This window comes from Pseudomonas sp. IPO3774 (genome assembly GCF_013386835.1).
Classification (GTDB): Bacteria; Pseudomonadota; Gammaproteobacteria; order Pseudomonadales; family Pseudomonadaceae; genus Aquipseudomonas.
The window spans coordinates 70,666-94,164 of the sequence record NZ_JACAQY010000058.1 but is presented as its reverse complement, the minus strand read 5'-3'; the positions used below and the strand labels follow the sequence as shown (position 1 = coordinate 94,164).

Genomic DNA, 23,499 nt, shown 5'->3' with positions numbered 1-23,499 from the left:
GAATAAGGATCCCTCATGTTCGATATCAGCACGTTCCCCACCGCCGATGCCGTCCGCCGGGCTGCGCAACTCAGTCAAGAGGACTACCAGCGCCTCTACCGCCAATCCGTCGAGCAACCCGATACGTTCTGGGCCGAACAGGCCAAGCGTTTTCTCGACTGGAGCACGCCTTGGCAGACCGTCCAGAAATCCGACATCAAGACCGGCGCCGCGCAATGGTTTGCCGGAGGCCAACTGAACGTCAGTTACAACTGCATCGACCGTCACCTCGCGCAACGCGCTGATCAGCCGGCCTTCATCTGGGAGGGCGATGATCCTGCGACGTCTTCCAAAATTACCTACCGCCAGCTCCACCAAAACGTCAGCCGCCTGGCCAACGTGCTGAAAAGCCGTGGCGTGAAGAAAGGCGACCGGGTGTGCATCTACATGCCGATGATTCCCGAGGCGGCCTACGCGATGCTGGCCTGTACGCGGATCGGTGCGGTGCATTCGGTGGTGTTTGGCGGATTCTCGCCGGACGCCTTGCGCGACCGCATTCTCGACGCCGATTGCCGCACGGTGATCACCGCCGATGAAGGCGTGCGCGGCGGCAAGCCGGTGGCGCTGAAACAGAATGTCGACAAGGCCCTGGCCAGTTGCCCGGGTGTCAGCACGGTACTGGTGGTGCAACGCACTGGCGCGGCAGTCAATTGGACTGAAGGGCGCGACCTCAAGTATCAACAGGCCCTGGATGCAGCCAGCGACGACTGCCCGCCCGAGCCGATGGATGCGGAAGACCCGCTGTTTATCCTCTACACCTCCGGCAGCACCGGCAAACCCAAAGGTGTGTTGCACACCACCGGCGGTTACCTGCTGCAGGCGGCGATGACCTTCAAGTACGTGCTCGATTACCGCGAAGGCGAAGTGTTCTGGTGCACCGCCGATGTCGGCTGGGTCACCGGCCACAGCTATATCGTGTACGGGCCACTGGCCAATGGTGCGACCTCGCTGATGTTCGAAGGCGTGCCGAGCTACCCGGACAGCTCGCGGTTCTGGCAGGTGATCGACAAACACAAGGTCAACATCTTCTACACCGCGCCGACCGCGTTACGCGCGCTGATGCGGGAAGGCCATGGGCCACTGGAAAACACTTCCCGCGCCAGCCTGCGCCTGCTGGGCAGTGTCGGCGAGCCAATCAACCCGGAGGCCTGGGACTGGTACTTCAACGCGGTCGGCGAACAACGCTGCCCGATTGTCGACACCTGGTGGCAGACCGAAACCGGCGGCATCATGCTCAGCCCGCTGGTCAGCGCCCAGCGCATCAAGCCCGGCTGCGCTACCCAGCCGATGTTTGGCGTAGTGCCGGTGCTGCTCGATGAGCAAGGCAAGGAAATCAGTGGCGCCGGCAGCGGCGTGCTGGCGATCAAATCCAGCTGGCCAGGGCAGATCCGCAGCGTGTACGGCGACCCTCAGCGGATGATCGACACCTATTTCAAACCCTACCCCGGCTACTACTTTACCGGCGACGGCGCGCGGCGCGACGAGGACGGTGACTACTGGATCACCGGCCGCATCGACGACGTGATCAACGTTTCCGGGCACCGCATCGGCACCGCCGAAGTCGAAAGCGCCCTGGTGCTGCATGATCAAGTCGCAGAAGCCGCGGTGGTCGGTTATCCACACGACGTAAAAGGCCAGGGCATCTATGCCTTCGTCACGCCCATGAATGGCGTCGAGCCCGACGACGCGCTGAAAAAGCACCTGCTGGACCTGGTCAGCAAGGAAATCGGCAGCTTCGCCAAGCCCGAGCTGATTCAATGGGCGCCGGCCTTGCCGAAAACCCGCTCAGGCAAGATCATGCGGCGGATCCTGCGCAAGATTGCCTGCAACGAACTGGACAGCCTGGGAGATACATCCACACTGGCCGACCCGAGCGTGGTGGACGGCCTGATCGACAAGCGCCTCAACCGCTAGGAACCCATGGAATTCATTCGCAGCCGCATCGAAAACCAGCTGATGAGCCTGACCGGCTTGTCGCTGGGCCAACTCGACCTGGAGAGCCCCAAGGGCGATCCGGGTCTCTTTGGGCCGAACTCGGTGAGCTGGAAGGTCCATGGCGACTTCAGCAGCATGTTGATCGGCGGCATCAGCGCGTTGATGTTGCAGGCATTGCACCCGCTGGCGTTGGCCGGCGTGTGGGACCACTCGAACTTTCGGCAGGACATGCTGGGGCGGTTACGACGCACCTCGCAGTTCATTTCCGGCACCACGTTTGGTTCGCGGCGTGACGCCGAATGGCTGATCGAGAAAGTGCGCACCATTCACCTGCAAGTGGTCGGCCATGCACCGGACGGCCGACCGTATGCCGCCAGTGATCCCGAGTTGCTGACCTGGGTGCATGTGGCGGAGGTCAGCAACTTTCTCGCGGCCCACCTGCGTTATCGCAACCCGGATTTATCTGCGAGGGATCAAGACCGGTACTACAGCGAAATCGCCCTGGTGGCCGAGCAATTGGGCGCGCGCCATGTGCCGCGTTCGCGCCAGGAAATTTCCGATTACCTTGAGCGTATCCGCCCGCAACTGCTGTGTGACCAGCGCAGCGACGAAGTCCTGCGCCTGCTGCTCAATGCGCCGTCTCCGAGCACCCTGGCCAAGCCGTTTGGCTCGCTGATGATGCAGGCCGGTATCGACCTGCTGCCGGACTGGGCCAGCGACATGCTCGGGCAGAAGCAAAGCCCGATCCAGCGCCAGATGATTCGTGCCGGGGTCAGGCGCAGCGCGCCGTTGTTGCGCTGGGCCATGCGCAATGGTTCGGTGCAGCGGGCCCACAGGCGAATGGGCCTGCTGGAGCCATAACTGTTAAACTCCCGCGCCCCAATTACTCTGCAAGGCGCGCACTATGTCTTCCTTGAATCAGGCGCTGCGCGCCGCCCTCGATCATCGCCAGGACCTGCTCGCCGAGTTGCATGCACAAGGTACCGATTGCTATCGCCTGTTCCACGGCAGCCAGGAAGGCGCCGGCGGCCTGACAATCGACCGCTACGGCCCGCAACTGCTGGTGCAGAGTTTTCACCAGTCGCTGGAAAGCGACGACCTGTTGCACCTGCATCAAGCAATCAACCAGCACCTGGGGCCTGAACTGCTGCTGGTCTACAACGACCGCTCCCGGGGCAACTCGCGCATCGACCGTGAAGACACGGTTTACCGTGCCGAGCCCGCAGCCCTGGAAGACCTGGTCGGCCACGAATGGGGCCTCAATTACCGCGTGCGCGGCCGCCATGCCGGGCAAGACCCGCTGTTATTCCTGGACCTGCGCAACACCCGTGGCTGGGTCAAGGCACACAGCGCCGGCAAAAGCGTGCTGAACCTGTTTGCCTACACCTGCGGCGTAGGCCTGAGTGCTGCTGCCGGTGGCGCTCGTGAGGTGTGCAACCTGGACTTTGCCGAGGGCAACCTGGCGGTCGGTCGCGAAAACGGTCAACTCAACCCGCAATTGCCGACGATGGAATTCATCCAGTCCGACTACTTCCCGGCAATCCGCCAACTGGCCGGCCTGCCCATCAGCCAGCGTCGGGGGCAGAAGCTGCCGAGTTACCCGCGCCTGGAGCAGCGTCAATACGATCTGGTACTGCTCGACCCGCCCGCCTGGGCCAAGAGCGCCTTCGGCACCGTCGACCTGCTGCGCGACTACCAGAGCCTGCTCAAGCCGGCGCTGCTGGCCACGGCCGACAACGGCGTGCTGATCTGCTGCAACAACCTGGCGAAAGTCGGCATGGACGACTGGCGTGACCAGGTCCTGCGCTGTGCGGAAAAGGCCGGGCGCACGGTGCGCGACTGGCAGGTCATGACACCCGGCGCAGACTTCCCGTCCCACGACCAGCAACCACCGCTGAAGACCCTGATCCTGCAACTGTAAGACTTGTCCCAAAAGGGCCAGGGCGCAGTAATAAAGGCCCGGCTCTTCGGAACCGTAAACCCGTGCCATACTCCAAGGCACTCTTGAACGACATAGATGGCGTCACATATGCCCAAAGGATTGATTCGCGCCGCTGGCGCCTTGCTGACCGCCCTTGCCCTGTACAGTTTGCTGGGCTTCCTGATTCTCCCCGGTATTGCCCTTCGCGTGGCCAACCAACAGTTGGCCAACTACGCCACGGTGCCGGCGCGTGTCGAGCGTATCGAGCTCAACCCGTTCAGCCTCGAACTGACCGTGTGGGGCCTGAATATCGGTGAGCCGGGCAAGGAGCAAGTGGCCTTTGAACGCCTCTATGCCAACCTGCAGATCGACAGCCTGTGGACCCGCGCCCTGCACCTGGCCGACGTACAACTCGACAAGCCCAAGACCGAGCTGCTGTTCGACAAATCCGGCCAGCTCAACCTGGCGCAGCTGTTCAAACTCCCGGCCAGCGAACCGACACCAACCGATCCGAACGCCAAGCCATTCCCGCTGCGCATCGATAACATCAAGCTGGCAGGCGGCTATGTGCACTTCCAGGATTTGCGCCCGAGCGAGCCGATCGAGTTTCTCTACGACAAACTCGATTTCGAGCTGAAAAACCTCAGCACGCTGCCCGATGACAACGCCGACATGACCCTGGTGGCAGCCGGCCCTGAAGGCGGCCAGATCGACTGGACCGGCAACTTCAGCCTGATCCCGATCGCCTCCGAGGGCAAACTCAAGGTTACCGACGGCAAGATGAAAGTCTGGTGGCCGTATGTACGTGACGCGGTGCCGCTGGTTCTGGAAGACGGCATCCTCAACTTCAGCACCGACTACAAGCTGAGCCTGGCCAAGGAAACCGAGCTGAACCTGACCAACGTCGCCCTGAGTGTCGCGCCGTTTGCGATCAAGGCACCGGATGGCCGGCCGCTCGCGCGCCTGCAGAAGCTGGACGTCAGCGAAACCACCGTGGACCTGGCCAAACAGCAAGTGATCGTCGGCAAGATCCGCAGTAATAAACTCGAAACCTGGGCCGCCCTTGAAGCCGACGGCCAGCTGGACTGGCAGAAGCTGTTTGCCAGCCAACCGAGCAAACCTGCAACTGCACCCGCAGCCGAGCCAGCCACCGCACCCGCTACCGCCGACTCGCCAAAACCTGCACCGGCAGCGCCGAGCAAGCCTTGGCAAGTGCTGCTCAAGGACGTGCAACTGCGCGACTATCAAGTGCATCTGGCTGACCGCTCGGCCAAACCGGCAGTCGCCCTGGAAGTCGGGCCGCTGAACCTTGACCTGCAGGGTTTCGACAGCCTTAACCAGAGCCCTTTTACCCTCAAGCTCGATACCGGCGTAGGCAAACAAGGCAAGCTCGAGGCGACCGGCCAGGTCAACCTGAGCCCGGTCAGCGCCAAGCTGAAAGTGGACACCAAAGACATCGACCTGCGCGTCGCCCAGTCCTATATCAGCCCGTTTATCCGCCTGGAACTGCGTAGCGGCATGCTCGGCAGCAACCTCGACGTGAACCTGAAAAGCACCGCCCCCCTGGCATTCCAGGTGACCGGCCGGGCCCAGGTCGACCAGTTGCACACCCTGGACACCATGAAGACCCGCGACTTCCTCAAGTGGCAGCGCCTGGTGCTGGAAGGCGTGAATTATCAACATGGCGACAGCCTGTCGATCGACAAGGTCAACCTGTTGCAGCCCTATGCGCGCTTCATGATCAACGATGACCGCACCACCAACATCGATGACCTGCTGATCCCGCAGCCGGCCAACAGCCCCGGCAAGTCCGCGGCGAAACCTGCGGCCAGCAAAGAGAAGCCCCTGGGCATTCATATTGGTCAAATTGCGATCAACGACGGCTCGGCCAACTTCGCCGACTTCAGCCTGACCCCGAACTTCGCCACGGCCATCCAGCAGCTCAACGGCCAGATCGGCACCATTGACAGTCGCCAGGCCAAACCGGCCAGCGTCGACGTCAAGGGCAAGGTTGACCGTTATGCACCGGTCACCATCAAGGGCAGCGTGAATCCGTTTGACCCGATGGCCGCACTGGATATCGCCACCAGCTTCAAACGCGTCGAACTGACCACCCTGACGCCATACTCGGGCAAGTTTGCCGGGTTCCGCATCCGCAAGGGTCGGCTCAACCTGGACCTGCATTACGTCATCACCAAGGGCCAGTTGAAGGCCGAAAACAAGGTGGTGGTCGAGCAACTGCAACTGGGTGAGAAGGTCGACAGCGCCGACGCCGTGGACCTGCCGATTCGCCTGGCGATAGCCCTGCTCAAGGACTCCGACGGCAAGATCTCGATCGAACTGCCGGTGACCGGCGACTTGAACAACCCGCAGTTCAGCGTCATGCCGATTGTCTGGCAGACCCTGCGCAACCTGGTAGTGCGTGCGGCCACGGCGCCATTCAAGTTCATTGGCGGCCTGATCAGCGGTGGTGGTGCCCAAGACCTTGGCAACGTGTCGTTTGCCGCAGGCTCGAGCGAGCTGAGCAAGGATTCCCAGTCGGCCCTCGACAGCCTGGCCAAAGCCCTCAAGGAGCGCCCTGCGCTGCGCCTGGAGATCGAAGGCACCGCCGCTGCCAGCAGTGACGGCCCGCTTTTGGCCGCACAACGGCTGGAACGCGAATACCAGTACAACTACTACAAGATCCTCCAGCGCCGTGGCGACAAGGTGCCGGCCCAGGCGTCGCTGCTTGAAGTACCGGAAAAGGAAAAGGCGCCGCTGCTGGAAGGCATCTACCGCACCCGCCTGAAACAACAGCCTCCGGCCGAATGGAAAGACCTGAGCAATGACGAGCGCACCGCCAAGCTGCGGGACGGTGTGATCAAGTTCTGGAGTGGCAGTGACGTGTTGCTGCGCCAACTGGGCCAGGACCGCGCCAGCGCGATCAAGGACTACCTGGTAGACAAGGCGCAGCTGGAAGATGAGCGGGTTTACTTTATCGATGCAAACCTTGGGGAAGCGGAGAAAGATGGTCGGGTGGTAACACCGATGCATCTGGATGCCGAATAAACCGGCACCCGCTGAGCACCTGTGGCAAGGGGGCTTGCCCCCTCGCCACAAGAGCCTCGCTGACCTCCCCACTTTTCTACCCACAATAGAACAGGCCCCGACACAAGTGCCGGGGCCTGTAATGACCACATCCGTGTGGTCGGTCGCATGAACCTGTGAGGTGCATTGAGCGGATAACTAGACTCGCTCGTGGCCGCCTCCGCCTAGCTCAGGCGATTCGTTAAGCGTTACTCTGCTTTCAGGCCGTCGGCCGATACAGCTTTAACGCCTTTGATTTTCTTGGTGATGTTCACCGCGGTGGTTTTCTGCGCTTCAGTCACTGCGACGGTCGACGACAGGGAAACTACACCTTTGTTGGTTTCGACTTTGATGTCGGTGCCAGGAATACCTTTCTCGGTTACCAGGTCAGCTTTCACTTTGGTGGTGATCCAAGTGTCCGAGGTGGACTCTTTGGCACCAGCAGCTGCGCTTTTGGTTTTGTCGACGTTATCAGCCTTGGTAGCGCCGCCAGCCATCAGGCCGTCAGCCGAAACTGCGGTTACGCCTTTGATTTTCTTGGTGATCGCTACAGCAGTAGCTTTCTGAGCGTCAGAGATAGCAACTGTCGAGGACAGGGAAACCACACCTTTGTTGGTCTCAACCTTAATGTCCGAACCAGGAATACCTTTCTCGGTCAGCAGGTCAGCTTTGACTTTGGTGGTGATCCAGGTATCCGAAGTGGACTCTTTAGCCTTGGTGACTTCACCGGCCGCCAGCGTCATAGGGGCTTGGGAAGTCTGAGCAAAGGCTACGTTAGCACCCATGGCCAGGGTCAGAGCGGTAGCAGTAGCGAGAGCGAACTTCTTCATACGAGTAACTCCTGTTTTATTAAAAGTCTGCAGTACGTAAACCTTGATGCTGCAGCGTTAACAGGGATATTGCAGACAGTGTGCCAACTCGACGTGGCCAATTAAATCCTTATAAAACAACACGTTATGAAAACAGGTGATTTTCGGAATCGTGCAACTTGCATGAAGACGAACGTGCCTGCATGCAAGTTGCGGCTTTTGGGGTATGGCTAAACGCCTGATTTCGCGACACTTTCCCGCAGGCATAAAAAAAGGACTCCGAAGAGTCCTTTTTCAGCTTGCAGCGACGGGGTGATTAAACGCCCGAAGCCTTGGCTGCTGCTACGTCCTTGATGGACAGCTTGATACGGCCGCGGTTGTCCACGTCCAGTACCAGCACTTCCACTTCCTGGCCTTCTTTCAGGATGTCGGTCACTTTCTCAACGCGAGCATCGCTCAGCATGGAGATGTGAACCAGACCGTCCTTGCCCGGCAGGATGTTGACGAATGCGCCGAAGTCGACGATGCGCTCAACCTTACCGACGTAGATCTTGCCGATCTCGGCTTCAGCAGTGATACCCAGGACGCGCTGACGTGCCGCTTCAGCCGCTTCCTTGGTTTCGCCGAAGATCTTGATCGAGCCGTCGTCTTCGATGTCGATCGAAGCCTTGGTCTCTTCACAGATCGCACGAATGGTCGCGCCGCCTTTACCGATAACATCACGGATTTTGTCGGTGTCGATTTTCATCGCGATCATGGTCGGAGCATTTTCCGACAGTTCGGTACGGGACTGGCCAATGATCTGGTTCATCTGACCGAGGATGTTCAGGCGCGCTTCCAGGGCTTGGCCCAGAGCGATTTCCATGATTTCTTCGGTGATGCCCTTGATCTTGATGTCCATCTGCAGCGCGGTAACACCTTTGGCGGTACCGGCTACTTTGAAGTCCATGTCGCCCAGGTGGTCTTCGTCGCCCAGGATGTCGGTCAGGATGGCGAACTTCTCGCCTTCTTTAACCAGGCCCATGGCGATACCGGCAACCGGTGCCTTCATCGGAACGCCGGCATCCATCAGAGCCAGGGAAGCGCCGCAGACCGAAGCCATGGAGCTGGAACCGTTGGACTCGGTGATTTCCGACACAACACGAATGGTGTACGGGAACACGTCGGCGGCAGGCAACATGGCTGCAATCGAACGACGGGCCAGACGGCCGTGACCGATTTCGCGACGACCAGCGCCACCCATGCGACCACACTCACCTACCGAGAACGGAGGGAAGTTGTAGTGCAGCATGAACGGGTCTTTTTTCTCGCCTTCCAGGGTGTCCAGCAGCTGTGCGTCACGGGCAGTACCCAGTGTTGCAACAACCAGGGCCTGGGTTTCACCACGGGTGAACAGGGCCGAACCGTGGGTTTTTGGCAGAACGCCGACTTCGATGTTCAGCGGACGTACGGTGCGAGTGTCGCGACCGTCGATACGTGGCTTGCCGTTAACGATGTTTTCGCGAACGGTGCGGTATTCGATTTCGCCGAAGGCTGCTTTGACTTCGCTGGAAGAAGGCTGGCCTTCTTCGCCGGACAGCTTGGCAACGACCTGGTCCTTCAGCTCACCCAGGCGAGCGTAACGGTCGGCCTTGATGGTGATGGTGTAGGCGTCGGAGATAGCGGTGCCGAACTCGGAGCGGATAGCGCCCAGCAGTGCGGTAGCTTCTGGCTGAGGAGCCCAGGTCCAGGTTGGCTTGGCAGCTTCAGCGGCCAGTTCCTTGACAGCGTTGATCACAACCTGGAACTCGTCGTGAGCAAACAGTACAGCGCCCAGCATCTGGTCTTCGGTCAGCTCTTTGGCTTCCGATTCAACCATCAACACGGCTTCCGAAGTACCGGCAACGACCATGTCCAGGCTCGAAGCTTTCTGCTGTTCGTAAGTCGGGTTCAGCAGGTAGCCGGTGCTTTCGTGGAATGCAACACGGGCAGCGCCGATCGGGCCATCGAAAGGAATACCGGAGATGGCCAGGGCCGCCGAGGTACCGATCATCGCAGCGATGTCCGGATCGGTCTTCTTGCTGGTGGAAACGACGGTGCAGACAACCTGCACTTCGTTCATGAAGCCTTCTGGGAACAGCGGACGGATCGGACGGTCGATCAGTCGGGAAGTCAGGGTTTCTTTCTCGGAAGGACGGCCTTCACGCTTGAAGAAACCACCAGGGATCTTACCTGCAGCGTAAGTCTTTTCCTGGTAGTGAACGGAAAGAGGGAAGAAGCCTTTGCTTGGGTCAGCGGTCTTGGCGCCTACAACGGTCACCAATACGGTGACGTCGTCGTCAACGGTAACCAGCACTGCGCCGGAGGCTTGACGGGCGATACGGCCTGTCTCGAGGGTAACGGTCGACTGACCGAACTGGAATTTTTTGATAACCGGGTTCACGGTGTCCTACCTTCTTTGTGGCTCTTGGGGAACTTGTCTTCTTGCGAAATTCTTGGGCAATGTCGGGAATCGGCCCAACGCCTGTCCAGGGTAAAACGTGTATCCAGATAAAACTTGAGGCTGGAAGCCTGCCATGGGCCAGCGGGAAACCCACTGACACACGACAGCCAACCAACCTCTAGCGCAATCGCTTATTAGCGACGCAGACCCAGGCGACCGATCAGAGTCTGATAACGACCCAGATCCTTGCCTTTCAGGTAGTCCAGCAGCTTACGGCGCTGGTTTACCATGCGGATCAGACCACGACGGGAGTGGTGATCTTTACCGTTGGCCTTGAAGTGACCTTGCAGCTTGTTGATGTTGTGGGTCAGCAGTGCAACTTGCACTTCTGGCGAACCAGTGTCACCAACAGCTTGCTGATAGTCAGCAACGATTTGTGCTTTTTCTTGAACGTCGAGAGCCATGAGGCAATCCTTTTTTCAGGAAACCACCCAAAGGGCAGTTTCAACAGGCCAGGGACAAATCCCTGTATCTAAAAATGAGTAGTGACCATGCCTGCTAACAGCCACCCTCGTTCCAGTTTGAGTAAAAGCTACTGCGCTTTTACCACAAACTGGTTTCGGTCATTCTGACCGAATCAGTCGACGCGGCGCGATGCGCCCGTCTTCGCTCACTTCACCGATACCGATAAAGCGACCGTTGTGATCTTGTACCCGCACCATGCCGAACTTCGGGGCATCCGGTGCACGTACCGGCTGGCCGTTAAGCCAGTAGAACGCGCTGTGCTCCGAGAAGTGCAGCAATGGCCAATCCAGTAAACCGCTGTCCGATGGCATCAGAAAGCGATCAACCGCTTCGTTGCCGCCTTCGGCATGCACTGCTTCCAGCTCTTCCAGCGTGACCGTCTGGGCCAGGGTGAAAGGGCCTGCCTGGGTGCGTCGCAGTTCTGCAACGTATGCGCCACAGCCTAGTTGCTCACCGATATCTTCCACGAGGGTGCGGATATAGGTGCCTTTGCTGCAGTCCACCGCCAACCGGGCGGTGTCGCCTTCAGCGGCGAGCAATTCCAAGCGCGCAATAGTAACAGAACGCGGTTCGCGCTCCACCACTTCCCCTGCACGTGCCAGCTTGTAAAGAGGCTGGCCATCACGTTTGAGAGCCGAGTACATCGGCGGTATCTGACTGATTTGCCCACGAAAAGCAGGTAAGGCAGCTTCGATATCAGCACGACCAACGGTCACCTCGCGAACCTGCAAAACATCACCTTCGGCGTCTGCCGTGGTGGTGGTCTTGCCCAGTTGCATCAGGGTCTCGTAGCCCTTGTCGGAATCGAGCAGGTATTGCGAAAACTTGGTGGCCTCGCCGAAGCACAACGGCAACACGCCGGTGGCCAAGGGGTCGAGGCTGCCGGTGTGCCCTGCCTTCTCGGCATTGAGCAGCCAGCGAACCTTCTGCAACGCCGCATTGGAGGTAAAACCAATGGGCTTGTCGAGCAGAATGATGCCGCTGACATTACGACGGATACGTTTGACCTGAGCCACCGATTACTCCTTGGCGTCTTCAGGCGTGGCGGATTCCGGGTGCTGATTGTCTTCAGCCACGGCCCGCTCGATCAGTGCCGACAGGTGCGCGCCACGCACGACGCTTTCGTCGTAGTGGAAGTGCAACTGAGGAACGCTGCGCAGCTTCATTTCACGGGCCAACTGCATACGCAGGAAACCTGCGGCGGAGTTGAGCACCTTGATGCTTTGCGCGATTTCTTCGCTGTTGTCCTGGCCCATTACGGTGATGAAGATCTTGGCGTGACCAACGTCACGGCTGACTTCAACGGCGGTGATGGTGACCAGGCCAACACGTGGGTCTTTTACTTCACGACGGATCAGCTGTGCCAGCTCACGCTGCATCTGATCGCCGATACGTTGGGTACGGCTGTATTCTTTTGCCATGTCTTGTTACCTGTTGCTGCCACACGGTGAAACCCGTGGGGTCTGAAAGCGGCAAACGCCCGGCCTGACAAAAGCCAGACCGGGCGTTGCGTTTAGAGTCCGGACACAGCGCCAGGCATTTGCTTGCCCGGGCGCTGCGTGGCCCTTGAAGTACGCGAGTTAGAGGCTGCGAGCAACCTGGACCTTCTCGTAGACTTCGATCTTGTCACCCGCCTTGACGTCGTTGTAGCTCTTGACGCCAATACCGCATTCCATGCCGGCACGTACTTCGGAAGCGTCATCCTTGAAGCGGCGCAGGGATTCCAGCTCGCCTTCGAAGATAACGATGTCTTCACGCAGTACACGGATTGGACGGTTACGGTGCACAACACCTTCGATAACCATGCAACCGGCGATCGCGCCGAATTTCGGCGAGCGGAACACGTCACGCACCTCGGCCACACCCAGGATGTTCTCCCGGACGTCGCTGCCAAGCATGCCGGTGAGGGCTTTCTTGACGTCTTCGATGATGTCGTAGATGACGTTGTAGTAACGCATGTCCAGGCCTTCCTGCTCGACGATCTTCCGTGCGCCAGCATCGGCACGCACGTTGAAGCCGAACAGTACAGCGTTGGAGGCCAGCGCCAGGTTGGCATCGGATTCGGTGATACCACCGACACCGCCGCCGACCACACGCACTTGCACTTCGTCGTTACCCAGGCCATTCAAGGCGCCGTTCAACGCTTCGAGGGAACCACGAACGTCAGATTTGAGGACGATGTTAAGCGTCTTCTTCTCTGCCTGGCCCATGTTCTCGAAGATGTTTTCCAGCTTGCCGGCGTGAGCACGGGCCAGCTTGACTTCGCGGAACTTGCCTTGACGGAACAGAGCCACTTCACGGGCTTTCTTCTCGTCCGACAGCACGCTCATCTCGTCGCCAGCGTCCGGGGTACCGTCCAGGCCGAGGATCTCGACAGGGATGGAAGGACCGGCTTCCTTGATTGGCTTGCCGTTCTCGTCGAGCATGGCACGTACACGGCCATAGTTCGAACCGACCAGGACCATGTCGCCTTGGCGCAGGGTACCGTCTTGAACCAGAACGGTTGCAACCGGGCCACGACCCTTGTCGAGACGCGATTCAACCACAACACCACGACCTGGGGCCGATGGAGTTGCTTTCAGTTCGAGAACTTCGGCTTGCAGCAGGACAGCTTCGAGCAGTTCGTCTACACCGGTACCGACTTTCGCCGAAACCGAAACGAATGGCGTATCACCGCCCCACTCTTCGGAAGTCACGCCGTGAACCGACAGTTCGCTACGGATGCGATCGAGATCGGCGCCCGGCTTGTCGATTTTGTTCACTGCAACAACCAGAGGAACACCAGCGGCTTTAGCGTGCTGGACAGCTTCAATGGTCTGCGGCATTACGCCGTCGTCCGCTGCAACTACCAGGATCACGATGTCAGTCGCCTTGGCACCACGGGCACGCATGGCGGTAAACGCGGCGTGACCAGGGGTGTCGAGGAAGGTGACCATGCCGCGTTCGGTTTCAACGTGGTATGCACCGATGTGCTGGGTGATGCCGCCGGCTTCGCCTGCAGCTACCTTGGCACGACGGATATAGTCGAGCAGCGAGGTCTTACCATGGTCAACGTGGCCCATTACGGTCACGACTGGCGCACGGGAGAACGTCTCGCCTTCAAACTTCAGGGACTCGGCCAGGGAATCTTCCAGGGCGGTGTCGCTGACCAGGGTCACTTTGTGGCCCAGCTCTTCAGCAACCAGTTGGGCAGTTTCCTGGTCCAGTACCTGGTTGATGGTCGCTGGGGTACCCAGTTTGAACATGAACTTGATGATTTCAGCAGCCTTGACCGACATCTGATTGGCGAGGTCGCCAACAGTGATGGTCTCGCCGATCTGCACGTCACGCACGACAGGGCCGGTTGGGCTCTGGAAACCGTGGGCGTTGCGCTTCTTCAGCTTGGCCTTGCCGCGACCACCGCGACGGAAGCTGTCGCTTTCTTCGTCGGTAGTACGTGGGGCAACGCGTGGCGCTGGCGCCTTCTCTTTGACCGAAGCACGATGTGGAGCGTTTTTGCGCTCACCATCGCCACTGCCACGACGATTGTTATCGTCGGCACGTGGTTTGTCCGGGCGGCGAGGTTCTTCGCGTTTGCGAGCGTCGGCTGCAGGAGCTGGCGCGGCGGCAACCGGAGCGGCCTCACGAACAGCTTCAACAGGCGCGCTAGGCGCAGCAACGGCCTCAGTGTTAGCAGGTTGCGCAGCAGCAGGCTGGCGACGCGCTTCTTCTTCGGCGCGACGCTTGGCTTCTTCTTCAGCCTTCTGACGAGCAGCATTTTCTACTGCGCGACGTTCTTCCAGTTCGCGTTTGCGCTCGGCTTCGATTTCTTCCGGGCTGCGCTGTACGAAGACTTTCTTCTTGCGTACTTCAACGCTGATGCTCTTGCTGCCAGCAACACGCAGGGTGCTGGTGGTTTTGCGCTGCAATGTAATCTTGCGCGGTTCTTCCACTTTCGCCTTGTGGCTGCTCTTCAAGTGAGTCAGTAAAGACTGCTTCTCACTATCGCTCACACCTTCATCGGCGGCGGTGTGCGGCAGACCTGCCTCACGCATCTGCTGCAACAGGCGCTCTACCGGTGTTTTGACCTCATCGGCCAGTTGTTTCACCGTGACTTGCGTCATGCACTTCTCTCCTCAGGCCGCGCCTAATTACTCGAACCAATGGGCTCGGGCGGCCATGATCAACTTGCCGGCACGATCATCGTCAATGCCGTCGATGTCGAGCAGGTCGTCAATAGACTGCTCGGCCAGGTCTTCGCGGGTAATTACGCCGCGCACCGCCAGTTCCATCGCCAAATCCTTGTCCATACCCTCAAGCGAGAGCAGGTCTTCGGCCGGATGGGCGTCTGCCAGCTTTTCCTCAGTAGCGATGGCTTTAGTCAACAAACGATCCTTGGCCCGAGCGCGAAGCTCGTTGACGGTGTCTTCGTCAAAGCCGTCGATGTTGAGCATTTCTTCCAACGGTACGTAGGCAATCTCTTCCAGGCTGGTGAAGCCTTCATCTACCAGCACCTGTGCCAGGTCTTCGTCGACTTCCAGCTCGTCGATGAAGTTGCGCAGGATGTCACCGGTTTCTGCTTGCTGCTTAGCCTGGATGTCCGATTCGGTCATCACGTTCAGGGTCCAGCCGGTCAACTGGCTGGCCAAACGTACGTTCTGACCACCGCGACCGATGGCCTGAGCCAGATTGTCTGCGCCAACGGCGATGTCCATTGCATGGGCATCCTCGTCAACGATAATTGCCGCCACTTCAGCAGGCGACATTGCGTTGATCACGAACTGCGCAGGGTTATCGTCCCACAGGACGATGTCCACACGCTCACCGCCCAATTCGCCCGACACTGCCTGGACGCGCGAACCGCGCATACCAATGCAAGCGCCTTGCGGGTCGATGCGTTTGTCCTTGGAGCGGACCGCGATCTTGGCGCGTGAACCCGGATCGCGGGACGCAGCCATGACTTCGATCAGGCCTTCGGCAATTTCCGGCACTTCGATGCGGAACAGCTCGATCAGCATTTCCGGCGCGGTACGCGACAGGATCAACTGAGGGCCGCGGTTCTCGGTGCGGATTTCCTTGAGCAGCGCACGCAAGCGCACGCCAACCCGGAAAGTTTCGCGGGAAATGATGTCTTCGCGGGCCAGCAACGCTTCAGCGTTGTTACCCAGGTCGACGATCACGTTGTCGCGAGTGACTTTTTTCACGGTGCCGGAGATGATTTCCCCCAGACGCTCGCGATAAGCGTCAACGACTTGAGCGCGCTCGGCTTCGCGGACCTTCTGCACGATGACTTGCTTGGCAGTCTGTGCAGCGATGCGGCCGAACTCGATGGATTCGATCTTTTCTTCGACGACATCACCGACCTGGGCGCCCGGATGCGTTTCAGCAACCTTGCTCGGCCAGGTTTCGATGGCCGGATCATCAAGATCGGCTTCTTCGACGACCGTCCAGCGACGGAAAGTCTCGTAGGCACCGGTGTGGCGGTTGATTTCCACACGCAGATCAACTTCGTCTTCAAAACGCTTTTTGGTAGCAGTGGCCAGGGCCAGCTCCAACGCTTCAAAAATCACGTTTGCCGGTACGCCCTTTTCATTGGATACCGACTCAACAACCAGCAGTACTTCTTTGCTCATCGTACGCCTCGCCTTTCGCAAGCCATTGGATCCGCGGGATCCGCGTCTCAGTCAAAACTGGGAATAATGTTGGCCTTGTCGATCATATCGATCGGCAACAGGAACTCATGGTCTTCTACCTGCACCACGACGTCCTGCTCTTCTACACCGCGCAGAAGGCCCTGAAAGTTGCGTCGCCCTTCAAAGGGAGAGCGCAGCTTGATCTTCACTTGTTCACCGGCAAATTTTGCAAACTGATCAATAGTGAACAGTGGGCGTTCCATGCCAGGCGAGGAAACTTCGAGGGTGTATTCAACGGAGATCGGATCTTCAACATCCAGGACACCGCTGATCTGACGGCTGACAATGGCACAATCGTCCACCAGCACGCCGCCCTCTTTATCGATATAAACGCGCAACATTGAGTGGCGACCTTGAGCCGAAAACTCAATACCCCAGCATTCATAGCCTAGGGCCACGACCACCGGGGCCAACAAGGCCTGCAACTCTTCTAGCTTGCTCGACACCTGAACCCCCTCGTGCATGTATGTGCATGCTGTGCAAAATAAAAAAATGGGCGAAACGCCCATCCTTGAAACGCCGTCGAACAGCGGCGTTGAAAGTGTCCAGCTAACAAAAAGCCCCTTAAAAGGGGCTCCGCTAAAACTGGTTGCGGGGGCCGGATTTGAACCGACGACCTTCGGGTTATGAGCCCGACGAGCTACCAGACTGCTCCACCCCGCGACAAAGCTGGGGCGGAAGTATACGACCGATCCCTTACAGGGTCAATGTAACCTTCCACCTACAAGAAAGCCCGCAACAGCGGGCTCTCCTGATAATTGGTACCGAGAAGGGGACTCGAACCCCTACACCCTATGGGCACAACCACCTCAAGGTTGCGTGTCTACCAATTCCACCACCTCGGCAATACAGCGTTTACAACCTTCTTACTTCTGCTCTTGAGCTGGAGGTACGTCAGTCGCTGGAGTAGCCGACTTTTGCTCTTGAAGCACCGGGACATCATCAGAAGCCGGTTTTGCTTTTGGTACTTCCAACACTGCTGGGTTTGGGAGACCTACTTGAGTCAGCACATGAGCTTTCTCTTTAGCAAAGTAACCTAACCCCAAGCTGGTTATGAAGAAACCGGCGGCAAGTATAGCAGTAAACTTACTAAGAAAGGTAGAGGAACCTTGGCTTCCGAACACAGTATTTGAAGCACCTGCCCCGAAAGACGCACCAGCGTCCGCACCTTTACCCTGCTGCAGCAAAACCAGAGCAACTACGCCCAGTGCACCCAGCAGATGAAAAACAACGATGACTGTTTCCAGCATTTTTTCAGTTTCCCGCGGCGCGACAAATCGCACCGAACTCATCTGCATTCAGGGAAGCTCCACCAATGAGCCCCCCATCGATATCCGGCATGCCGAACAGTTCGACCGCATTGGCCGCCTTCACGCTGCCGCCGTATAGAAGCCGCACACCTCGTGCGACCTCAGAATTCTCTGCCGCCAACTGCGCGCGGATGGCTGCGTGCACATCCTGCGCCTGTTGCGGCGAAGCAGTCAGCCCGGTGCCAATGGCCCAGACCGGCTCGTAAGCAATTACTGCATTTGCAAAGGCACCGACTCCCAGCTCCTCGATGATGCTGCCCAGCTGACGCCCGACAACCTCAAGAGTTTTACCGGACTCACGCTGCTCAAGGGTCTCCCCTATGCACAACACCGGAACCAAGCCGCAAGCCTGTGCCGCCGCGAATTTGCGATTGAGTGTCCCATCACGCTCGCCCATGATCTGGCGGCGCTCGGAGTGCCCAACAAGCACCAGGGAACAACCCGCATCAACCAGCTGACTCGGTGCAATCTCACCGGTCAACGCACCTTGCATGGATTCCACCGCAGAGTTCTGCGCGCCGACCTGGATCGACTTGCCTTTCAAGCCATCAATCACTTGATTGATATACAAGCAAGGCGGGAATACCGCGACATCAACACCGCCAGGCAAGGCCAAATGACGAAGGCCATTGATCAGCTCAGCGACACTGGCGCGGGTACCGTGCATCTTCCAGTTACCAGCTACCATAGTGCGACGCATGCTGTACCTCGTCGGTCAAAGTGGGCGCAGATGTTACCCAACCACATCATCACTGGCAAGCCGAATTCAGGCGCAAACTTCAGTTACCAGTTTTGCCAGCTCTTCGGCATAGCCGCGAACCTGTGTTTCGTCCTCGCCCTCGACCATTACACGCACCAAAGGCTCGGTACCCGACTTGCGCAGCAAGACCCGACCACGCCCCGCCATGGCGGCAGTCACGCGCTCACTGGCCTCTTTGACAGCCGGATGCTCGATAGGGTTGTCACCGCCTGCAAAGCGCACGTTGAGCAGCACTTGCGGGCACTTGCGCAACGCCTGCCGCGCCTGGGCCAGGCTTTCTTCACGGCGACGCAGCGCCAGCAGCACCTGCAGCGCCGCAATGATCGCATCCCCGGTAGTCGTGTGCTGGAAGCAGACGATATGACCGGAATTTTCGCCACCCACCTGCCAATTACGCTCCAGCAGGTCGGCAATCACGTAGCGGTCACCGACATTGGCGCGCACAAACGGGATCCCCAGATCTGCCAGGGCCAGCTCCAGGCCAAGATTGCTCATCAAGGTACCGACGACGCCGCCTTGCAGCTTGTTACGCTCATGCAGGTCACGGGCGATGATGAACAACAGGTCGTCGCCATCGACGATCGCGCCAGTGTGGTCGACCATCAATACGCGGTCGCCATCACCATCGAACGCGATGCCCAAGTCGGCATGCTCAGCCAGGACAGCCGCCTGCAACTGCCCCATGTGGGTTGAGCCGCAGTTGTCGTTGATGTTCAGGCCGTTCGGCTGCGCCGACAGTACAGTAACGTCTGCGCCAAGCTCCTTGAACACACTCGGTGCGACTTTGTACGTCGCGCCGTGGGCGCAGTCGATGACGACCTTCAACCCGGCAAAATTGGTGCTGCTAGGCACGCTGCTTTTGCAGAACTCAATGTAACGGCCGGAAGCGTCGTTAATCCGCGATACCTTGCCCAGCTTGCTCGATTCGACGACGGTCATCGGCGCATCCAGCAACTCTTCGATCATGTGCTCGATCTCATCCGGCAGCTTGGTGCCCTGGCCCGAGAAGAACTTGATGCCATTGTCATCGTGGGGATTGTGCGAAGCGCTGATCACGATACCGGCTTCAGCATGAAAGGTACGCGTCAGGTAAGCGATCGCCGGCGTAGGCATCGGCCCCAACAGCATCACATCAGCGCCGGCAGCAGACAGACCTGCCTCCAGCGCAGACTCAAACATATAACCCGAGATACGCGTGTCCTTACCCACCAGGATACGGCAGGCCCCCATGCTGCGGAACGCCATGCCGGCGGCCCAGCCCAGCTTGAGCATGAAATCGGGAGTAATCGGGAATTCGCCGACCCGACCGCGAATGCCATCGGTGCCAAAATACTTTTTAGTCATAAGTGCTCCATCATTCTTATTCGGCTGATTCAACCGCTGCGATCATCCGCACTACATCTATCGTCTCGGCCACGTCATGCACGCGCAAGATGCGCGCACCCTTGACCACGGCAAGTGCCGCAAGTGCCAGGCCGCCATGCAGCCGCTCACCCACGGGACGATTCAACGCCAGACCTATCATGCTCTTGCGCGAAACCCCGACCAACAAGGGGCGACCAAGGGCATGCAGGGATTCCATATGCTTGAACAGGCTTAAATTGTGCTGCAAGGTCTTGGCAAAGCCAAATCCCGGGTCGAGGATTATCCGCTCGGGAGCAATCCCCACCGCCGCGCATTGAGCCATGCGCTCGGCAAGGAAGCCTTTCACTTCACCGACCAGATTGTCGTAATGCGGGTCGTCCTGCATCGTGCCCGGCTCGCCAAGCATATGCATCAGGCAAACCGGCAGCCCCGTCGCGGCGGCCGCATCCAGAGCGCCATCGCGCTGCAAAGAGCGCACATCGTTGATCAACCCTGCACCCAGCCGCGCAGTTTCGCGCATAACGGCAGGGGTCGAGGTGTCGACAGAGATGATGACGTCCAGCTCTTGATGGATGCGCTCGACAATCGGAGCAACCCGTTCCAGCTCCTCCAGGGGAGAAACTGCGCGCGCACCGGGCCGGGTTGATTCGCCACCGACGTCAATCAGAGTCGCACCGGCAGCCACCATCGCTTCCGCATGGCGCAACGCAGCATCAAGCTGACTGAAGCGACCACCATCGGAAAAGGAATCAGGGGTTACATTAAGAATGCCCATAACGTGTGTATGGGCCAAATCAAGAACCCGGCTGCCGCAAGGCAACCGGGTCGAGGACAACGCAGAAGTCATTTCAAACCTTAATGGTCAGCAGCCGGGCCGCCGATCGGGGCTTCAGGGCGTTCGTTCTGTACCACTGGCGGCGTGCCCGAAGTACCCGAACCACCTTCCCAATCGCGAGGCTCGCGAGGCGTACGACCGGCCATGATGTCGTCAATCTGCTCGGCATCAATGGTCTCGTACTTCATCAGGGCATCAGCCATGGCGTCGAGCTTGTCGCGGTTGTCGGTGAGGATCTGCTTGGCCGTGCCGTAGCACTGGTCAATGATGCTGCGCACCTCGGAGTCGATCAGCTTGGCTGTCTCGCCGGAGAAGCTGGCAGCTTGACCACCACCACCGCGACCCAGGAATACTTCGCCTTCTTCCTCGGCATACATCAAAGGACCGAGTTTCTCCGACAGACCCCACTTGGTCACCATGTTCCGTGCAATCTGGCTGGCACGCATGATGTCGTTGGAGGCACCGGTGGTAACACCGTCGAAGCCCAGGGTCATCTCTTCGGCGATCCGGCCGCCATACAGCGAGCAGATCTGGCTGATCAAGGCACGCTTGGAGAGGCTGTAGCGATCCTCTTCCGGCAGGAACATGGTGACGCCCAGCGCCCGGCCACGAGGAATGATCGATACCTTGTAGACCGGGTCATGCTCAGGCACAACGCGACCAACAATGGCGTGACCGGCTTCATGATAAGCGGTGTTCTGCTTCTCTTTCTCGGACATGACCATGGATTTGCGCTCGGCGCCCATCATGATCTTGTCTTTCGCCAGCTCGAACTCCTTCATTTCAACGATGCGCTTGCCGGTACGGGCGGCAAACAGCGACGCCTCGTTCACCAGGTTGGCAAGGTCGGCACCGGAGAAGCCTGGAGTACCACGGGCAATCACGGCCGGAGCCACGTCGTCGCCCATTGGCACTTTGCGCATGTGCACTTTCAGGATCTGCTCACGACCACGGATGTCTGGCAACCCGACAACGACCTGACGGTCAAAACGGCCCGGACGCAGCAAAGCGGGGTCGAGTACGTCTGGACGGTTGGTTGCAGCGATCACGATGATGCCGTCGTTCATTTCAAAGCCGTCCATCTCAACCAGCAACTGGTTAAGCGTCTGCTCACGCTCATCATGACCGCCGCCCATGCCGGCGCCACGATGACGACCAACGGCGTCGATTTCATCGATGAAGATGATGCACGGAGCGTGCTTCTTGGCCTGTTCGAACATATCGCGAACACGGCTGGCACCTACACCGACGAACATTTCGACGAAGTCGGAACCGGAAATGGTAAAGAAAGGTACTTTGGCTTCGCCGGCAATGGCCTTGGCCAACAGGGTTTTACCGGTACCTGGCGGGCCAACCATCAGCACACCGCGAGGAATACGGCCACCCAGGCGCTGGAACTTGCCCGGATCGCGCAGGAATTCAACCAGTTCGCCCACTTCTTCCTTGGCTTCGTCGCAACCGGCAACGTCAGCCAGGGTGGTTTTCACCTGATCTTCGGAAAGCAGGCGTGCCTTGCTCTTGCCGAAGCTCATCGGCCCGCCCTTGCCTCCCGCACCACCTTGCATCTGGCGCATGAAGAACATGAACACGGCGATAATCACCAGTATCGGGAAGCTGGCCACCAGGAGCTGGGTCCAAATGCTCTGCTGCTCAGGCTGCTTGCCTTCAACAACCACGTGGTTATCCACCAGGTCGCCGATCAGGCCATTGTCCTGGATTGCCGGACGGATGGTCTTGAAGCTGTCGCCATCGTTGCGCTTGCCGGTAATCACGTAGCCATCAACCGCTACGCGCTCGACCTTGCCATCCTTAACTTGCTGGATGAAGTCGGAATAGTTGAGGGTCTGCGGCTCGTTAGGGCTGGAGAAGTTGTTCATCACCGTCACGAGGACAGCCGCGATGATCAACCACAGGATCAGATTCTTTGCCATATCGTTCAATTAACTACCCTCTGAAGCAAGCTCCGCTACTGGCGCGTGCTTCGCATGATATTCACCGGCCTAACTTACTACATTACCTACAACTCTGGCAGGCGCCGTCTGTAACCCTTTGTGAAACTTTGACTACACAATATTCGTAAAGCTTCGTGACGAAAGCGATATAAAAAAACCTATCGCCTCCGTCAAATTTCTCAAAAACGCTCTTCACTGGCAGCGCCTTCAATGCCACGGAAGCCGCGACCCAGCAAATACTGCTCGCGAGACCTGTCCCGGGAAGAGTCAGGCTTGCGTGTCTGTACCTTGTCGAACAGTTTGCGGATGTTCTTGTGATACTCGTCGAAGCCTTCACCCTGGAAGACCTTGACCAGGAAGTCACCACCCGGACGCAGTACCCGTCCTGCCAGGTCCAGTGCCAATTCGCACAGGAACATGGCTCGCGGCATATCAACAGCCGGTAATCCACTCATATTGGGGGCCATATCGGAAATCACAAGGTCTACCTGCGAATTTCCGACGGCCTCAAGGATCTGTGCCAGCACTTCATCCTGGGTAAAATCGCCGTGAACAAAGGTCACGTCAGGGATGCTGTCCATTTCCAGGATGTCGGAAGCGATCAAACGACCTTGTCCACCAATCAGACGACTGGTCACCTGGGACCAGCCACCCGGCGCGGCACCCAGGTCGATAACGCTCATGCCAGGACGGATCAACTTGTCCTTCTCCTGGATCTCCAGCAGTTTGTAGCTGGCCCGGGAACGGTAGCCATCCTTTTGCGCCATTTTGACGTAAGGGTCGTTGAAATGCTCTTGCAGCCACTTAAGGCTAGTTTTGGAACGGGCCACGGGCCACCTCGAAAATAAAACGGGTCGTGATTAACTGGGCGGTCCCGGACTCGCTCGG

18 protein-coding genes and 2 tRNA genes are annotated in these 23,499 nt (G+C 58.7%); 4 read left to right on the top strand and 16 right to left on the bottom strand.

The annotated features are described in order from the left end of the window. The first annotated feature begins 15 nt into the window (after positions 1-15). The 4 genes from acs (at position 16) to HYE77_RS27080 (ending at position 6,943) form a co-directional block, all read left to right on the top strand. Positions 16-1,953, top strand: a complete 1,938-nt coding sequence (acs, locus tag HYE77_RS27095) for an acetate--CoA ligase (protein ID WP_177069922.1) — start codon at positions 16-18, stop codon at positions 1,951-1,953. Between the two features lie 6 nt (positions 1,954-1,959). Further along, the gene (locus tag HYE77_RS27090; protein WP_177069921.1) at positions 1,960-2,835 is read left to right on the top strand and encodes an oxygenase MpaB family protein; all 876 of its coding nucleotides are present in this window, start codon (positions 1,960-1,962) and stop codon (positions 2,833-2,835) included. Between the two features lie 43 nt (positions 2,836-2,878). Beyond that, positions 2,879-3,895: a class I SAM-dependent rRNA methyltransferase gene (locus HYE77_RS27085; protein WP_177069919.1), complete on the top strand. Its 1,017-nt coding sequence runs from the start codon at positions 2,879-2,881 to the stop codon at positions 3,893-3,895. Positions 3,896-4,003: 108 nt separating this feature from the next. Beyond that, complete coding sequence (locus tag HYE77_RS27080; RefSeq protein ID WP_003212176.1) at positions 4,004-6,943, top strand: DUF748 domain-containing protein; 2,940 nt, start codon at positions 4,004-4,006, stop codon at positions 6,941-6,943. Positions 6,944-7,170: 227 nt separating this feature from the next. On the opposite strand, the gene HYE77_RS27075 is transcribed toward HYE77_RS27080, so the two are convergent. The 16 genes from HYE77_RS27075 to rlmE form a co-directional block, all read right to left on the bottom strand. Then, positions 7,171-7,791, bottom strand: coding sequence for a BON domain-containing protein (locus HYE77_RS27075; RefSeq protein ID WP_003212178.1), 621 nt, complete (start codon positions 7,789-7,791; stop codon positions 7,171-7,173). Positions 7,792-8,086: 295 nt separating this feature from the next. Continuing rightward, a complete protein-coding gene (pnp, locus tag HYE77_RS27070; protein WP_003212180.1) occupies positions 8,087-10,192 on the bottom strand; it encodes a polyribonucleotide nucleotidyltransferase in 2,106 nt (701 codons plus the stop codon). A gap of 194 nt (positions 10,193-10,386) precedes the next feature. Continuing rightward, positions 10,387-10,656 (bottom strand): 30S ribosomal protein S15, encoded by a 270-nt coding sequence (rpsO, locus tag HYE77_RS27065; protein WP_003177875.1) that lies wholly within the window; start codon positions 10,654-10,656, stop codon positions 10,387-10,389. Positions 10,657-10,815: 159 nt separating this feature from the next. Beyond that, positions 10,816-11,733, bottom strand: coding sequence for a tRNA pseudouridine(55) synthase TruB (gene truB, locus HYE77_RS27060; RefSeq protein WP_003212182.1), 918 nt, complete (start codon positions 11,731-11,733; stop codon positions 10,816-10,818). A gap of 3 nt (positions 11,734-11,736) precedes the next feature. Beyond that, positions 11,737-12,138 carry a 30S ribosome-binding factor RbfA gene (rbfA, locus tag HYE77_RS27055; RefSeq protein ID WP_003212184.1) on the bottom strand — a complete coding sequence of 134 codons (402 nt, stop codon included), beginning with the start codon at positions 12,136-12,138 and terminating at the stop codon, positions 11,737-11,739. Positions 12,139-12,297: 159 nt separating this feature from the next. Next, positions 12,298-14,820, bottom strand: a complete 2,523-nt coding sequence (gene infB / locus HYE77_RS27050) for a translation initiation factor IF-2 (RefSeq protein WP_003212186.1) — start codon at positions 14,818-14,820, stop codon at positions 12,298-12,300. A gap of 27 nt (positions 14,821-14,847) precedes the next feature. After that, positions 14,848-16,329: a transcription termination factor NusA gene (gene nusA, locus HYE77_RS27045; protein WP_003212187.1), complete on the bottom strand. Its 1,482-nt coding sequence runs from the start codon at positions 16,327-16,329 to the stop codon at positions 14,848-14,850. Positions 16,330-16,376: 47 nt separating this feature from the next. Continuing rightward, complete coding sequence (gene rimP, locus HYE77_RS27040) at positions 16,377-16,835, bottom strand: ribosome maturation factor RimP (protein WP_003235029.1); 459 nt, start codon at positions 16,833-16,835, stop codon at positions 16,377-16,379. Between the two features lie 140 nt (positions 16,836-16,975). Further along, positions 16,976-17,052, bottom strand: a tRNA-Met gene (locus HYE77_RS27035). A gap of 96 nt (positions 17,053-17,148) precedes the next feature. After that, positions 17,149-17,234: transfer RNA gene (locus HYE77_RS27030), tRNA-Leu, on the bottom strand. Positions 17,235-17,255: 21 nt separating this feature from the next. After that, complete coding sequence (secG, locus tag HYE77_RS27025) at positions 17,256-17,639, bottom strand: preprotein translocase subunit SecG (protein ID WP_026078118.1); 384 nt, start codon at positions 17,637-17,639, stop codon at positions 17,256-17,258. Between the two features lie 4 nt (positions 17,640-17,643). Continuing rightward, positions 17,644-18,399 carry a triose-phosphate isomerase gene (tpiA, locus tag HYE77_RS27020; protein ID WP_008436843.1) on the bottom strand — a complete coding sequence of 252 codons (756 nt, stop codon included), beginning with the start codon at positions 18,397-18,399 and terminating at the stop codon, positions 17,644-17,646. A 66-nt stretch (positions 18,400-18,465) separates the two neighbouring features. Then, positions 18,466-19,803, bottom strand: coding sequence for a phosphoglucosamine mutase (glmM, locus tag HYE77_RS27015; protein WP_003212196.1), 1,338 nt, complete (start codon positions 19,801-19,803; stop codon positions 18,466-18,468). 16 nt (positions 19,804-19,819) lie between these two features. After that, a complete protein-coding gene (gene folP, locus HYE77_RS27010; protein ID WP_087693399.1) occupies positions 19,820-20,671 on the bottom strand; it encodes a dihydropteroate synthase in 852 nt (283 codons plus the stop codon). 8 nt (positions 20,672-20,679) lie between these two features. Further along, the gene (ftsH, locus tag HYE77_RS27005) at positions 20,680-22,590 is read right to left on the bottom strand and encodes an ATP-dependent zinc metalloprotease FtsH (protein ID WP_008436840.1); all 1,911 of its coding nucleotides are present in this window, start codon (positions 22,588-22,590) and stop codon (positions 20,680-20,682) included. A gap of 200 nt (positions 22,591-22,790) precedes the next feature. Further along, on the bottom strand, positions 22,791-23,441 hold the full coding sequence (gene rlmE / locus HYE77_RS27000; RefSeq protein WP_003212203.1) for a 23S rRNA (uridine(2552)-2'-O)-methyltransferase RlmE: 651 nt from the start codon (positions 23,439-23,441) through the stop codon (positions 22,791-22,793). Positions 23,442-23,499 lie beyond the last annotated feature (58 nt).

Excerpts from the sequence above, each read along its gene's own strand:
- HYE77_RS27085 (WP_177069919.1), top strand. The coding sequence starts at position 2,879 with ATGTCTTCCTTGAATCAGGCGCTGCGCGCCGCCCTCGATCATCGCCAG.
- tpiA (WP_008436843.1), bottom strand. The coding sequence starts at position 18,399 with ATGCGTCGCACTATGGTAGCTGGTAACTGGAAGATGCACGGTACCCGC.
- secG (WP_026078118.1), bottom strand. The coding sequence starts at position 17,639 with ATGCTGGAAACAGTCATCGTTGTTTTTCATCTGCTGGGTGCACTGGGC.
- rpsO (WP_003177875.1), bottom strand. The coding sequence starts at position 10,656 with ATGGCTCTCGACGTTCAAGAAAAAGCACAAATCGTTGCTGACTATCAG.
- nusA (WP_003212187.1), bottom strand. The coding sequence starts at position 16,329 with ATGAGCAAAGAAGTACTGCTGGTTGTTGAGTCGGTATCCAATGAAAAG.
- HYE77_RS27080 (WP_003212176.1), top strand. The coding sequence starts at position 4,004 with ATGCCCAAAGGATTGATTCGCGCCGCTGGCGCCTTGCTGACCGCCCTT.
- acs (WP_177069922.1), top strand. The coding sequence starts at position 16 with ATGTTCGATATCAGCACGTTCCCCACCGCCGATGCCGTCCGCCGGGCT.
- folP (WP_087693399.1), bottom strand. The coding sequence starts at position 20,671 with ATGACTTCTGCGTTGTCCTCGACCCGGTTGCCTTGCGGCAGCCGGGTT.
- glmM (WP_003212196.1), bottom strand. The coding sequence starts at position 19,803 with ATGACTAAAAAGTATTTTGGCACCGATGGCATTCGCGGTCGGGTCGGC.
- infB (WP_003212186.1), bottom strand. The coding sequence starts at position 14,820 with ATGACGCAAGTCACGGTGAAACAACTGGCCGATGAGGTCAAAACACCG.
- rbfA (WP_003212184.1), bottom strand. The coding sequence starts at position 12,138 with ATGGCAAAAGAATACAGCCGTACCCAACGTATCGGCGATCAGATGCAG.
- HYE77_RS27075 (WP_003212178.1), bottom strand. The coding sequence starts at position 7,791 with ATGAAGAAGTTCGCTCTCGCTACTGCTACCGCTCTGACCCTGGCCATG.
- ftsH (WP_008436840.1), bottom strand. The coding sequence starts at position 22,590 with ATGGCAAAGAATCTGATCCTGTGGTTGATCATCGCGGCTGTCCTCGTG.
- HYE77_RS27090 (WP_177069921.1), top strand. The coding sequence starts at position 1,960 with ATGGAATTCATTCGCAGCCGCATCGAAAACCAGCTGATGAGCCTGACC.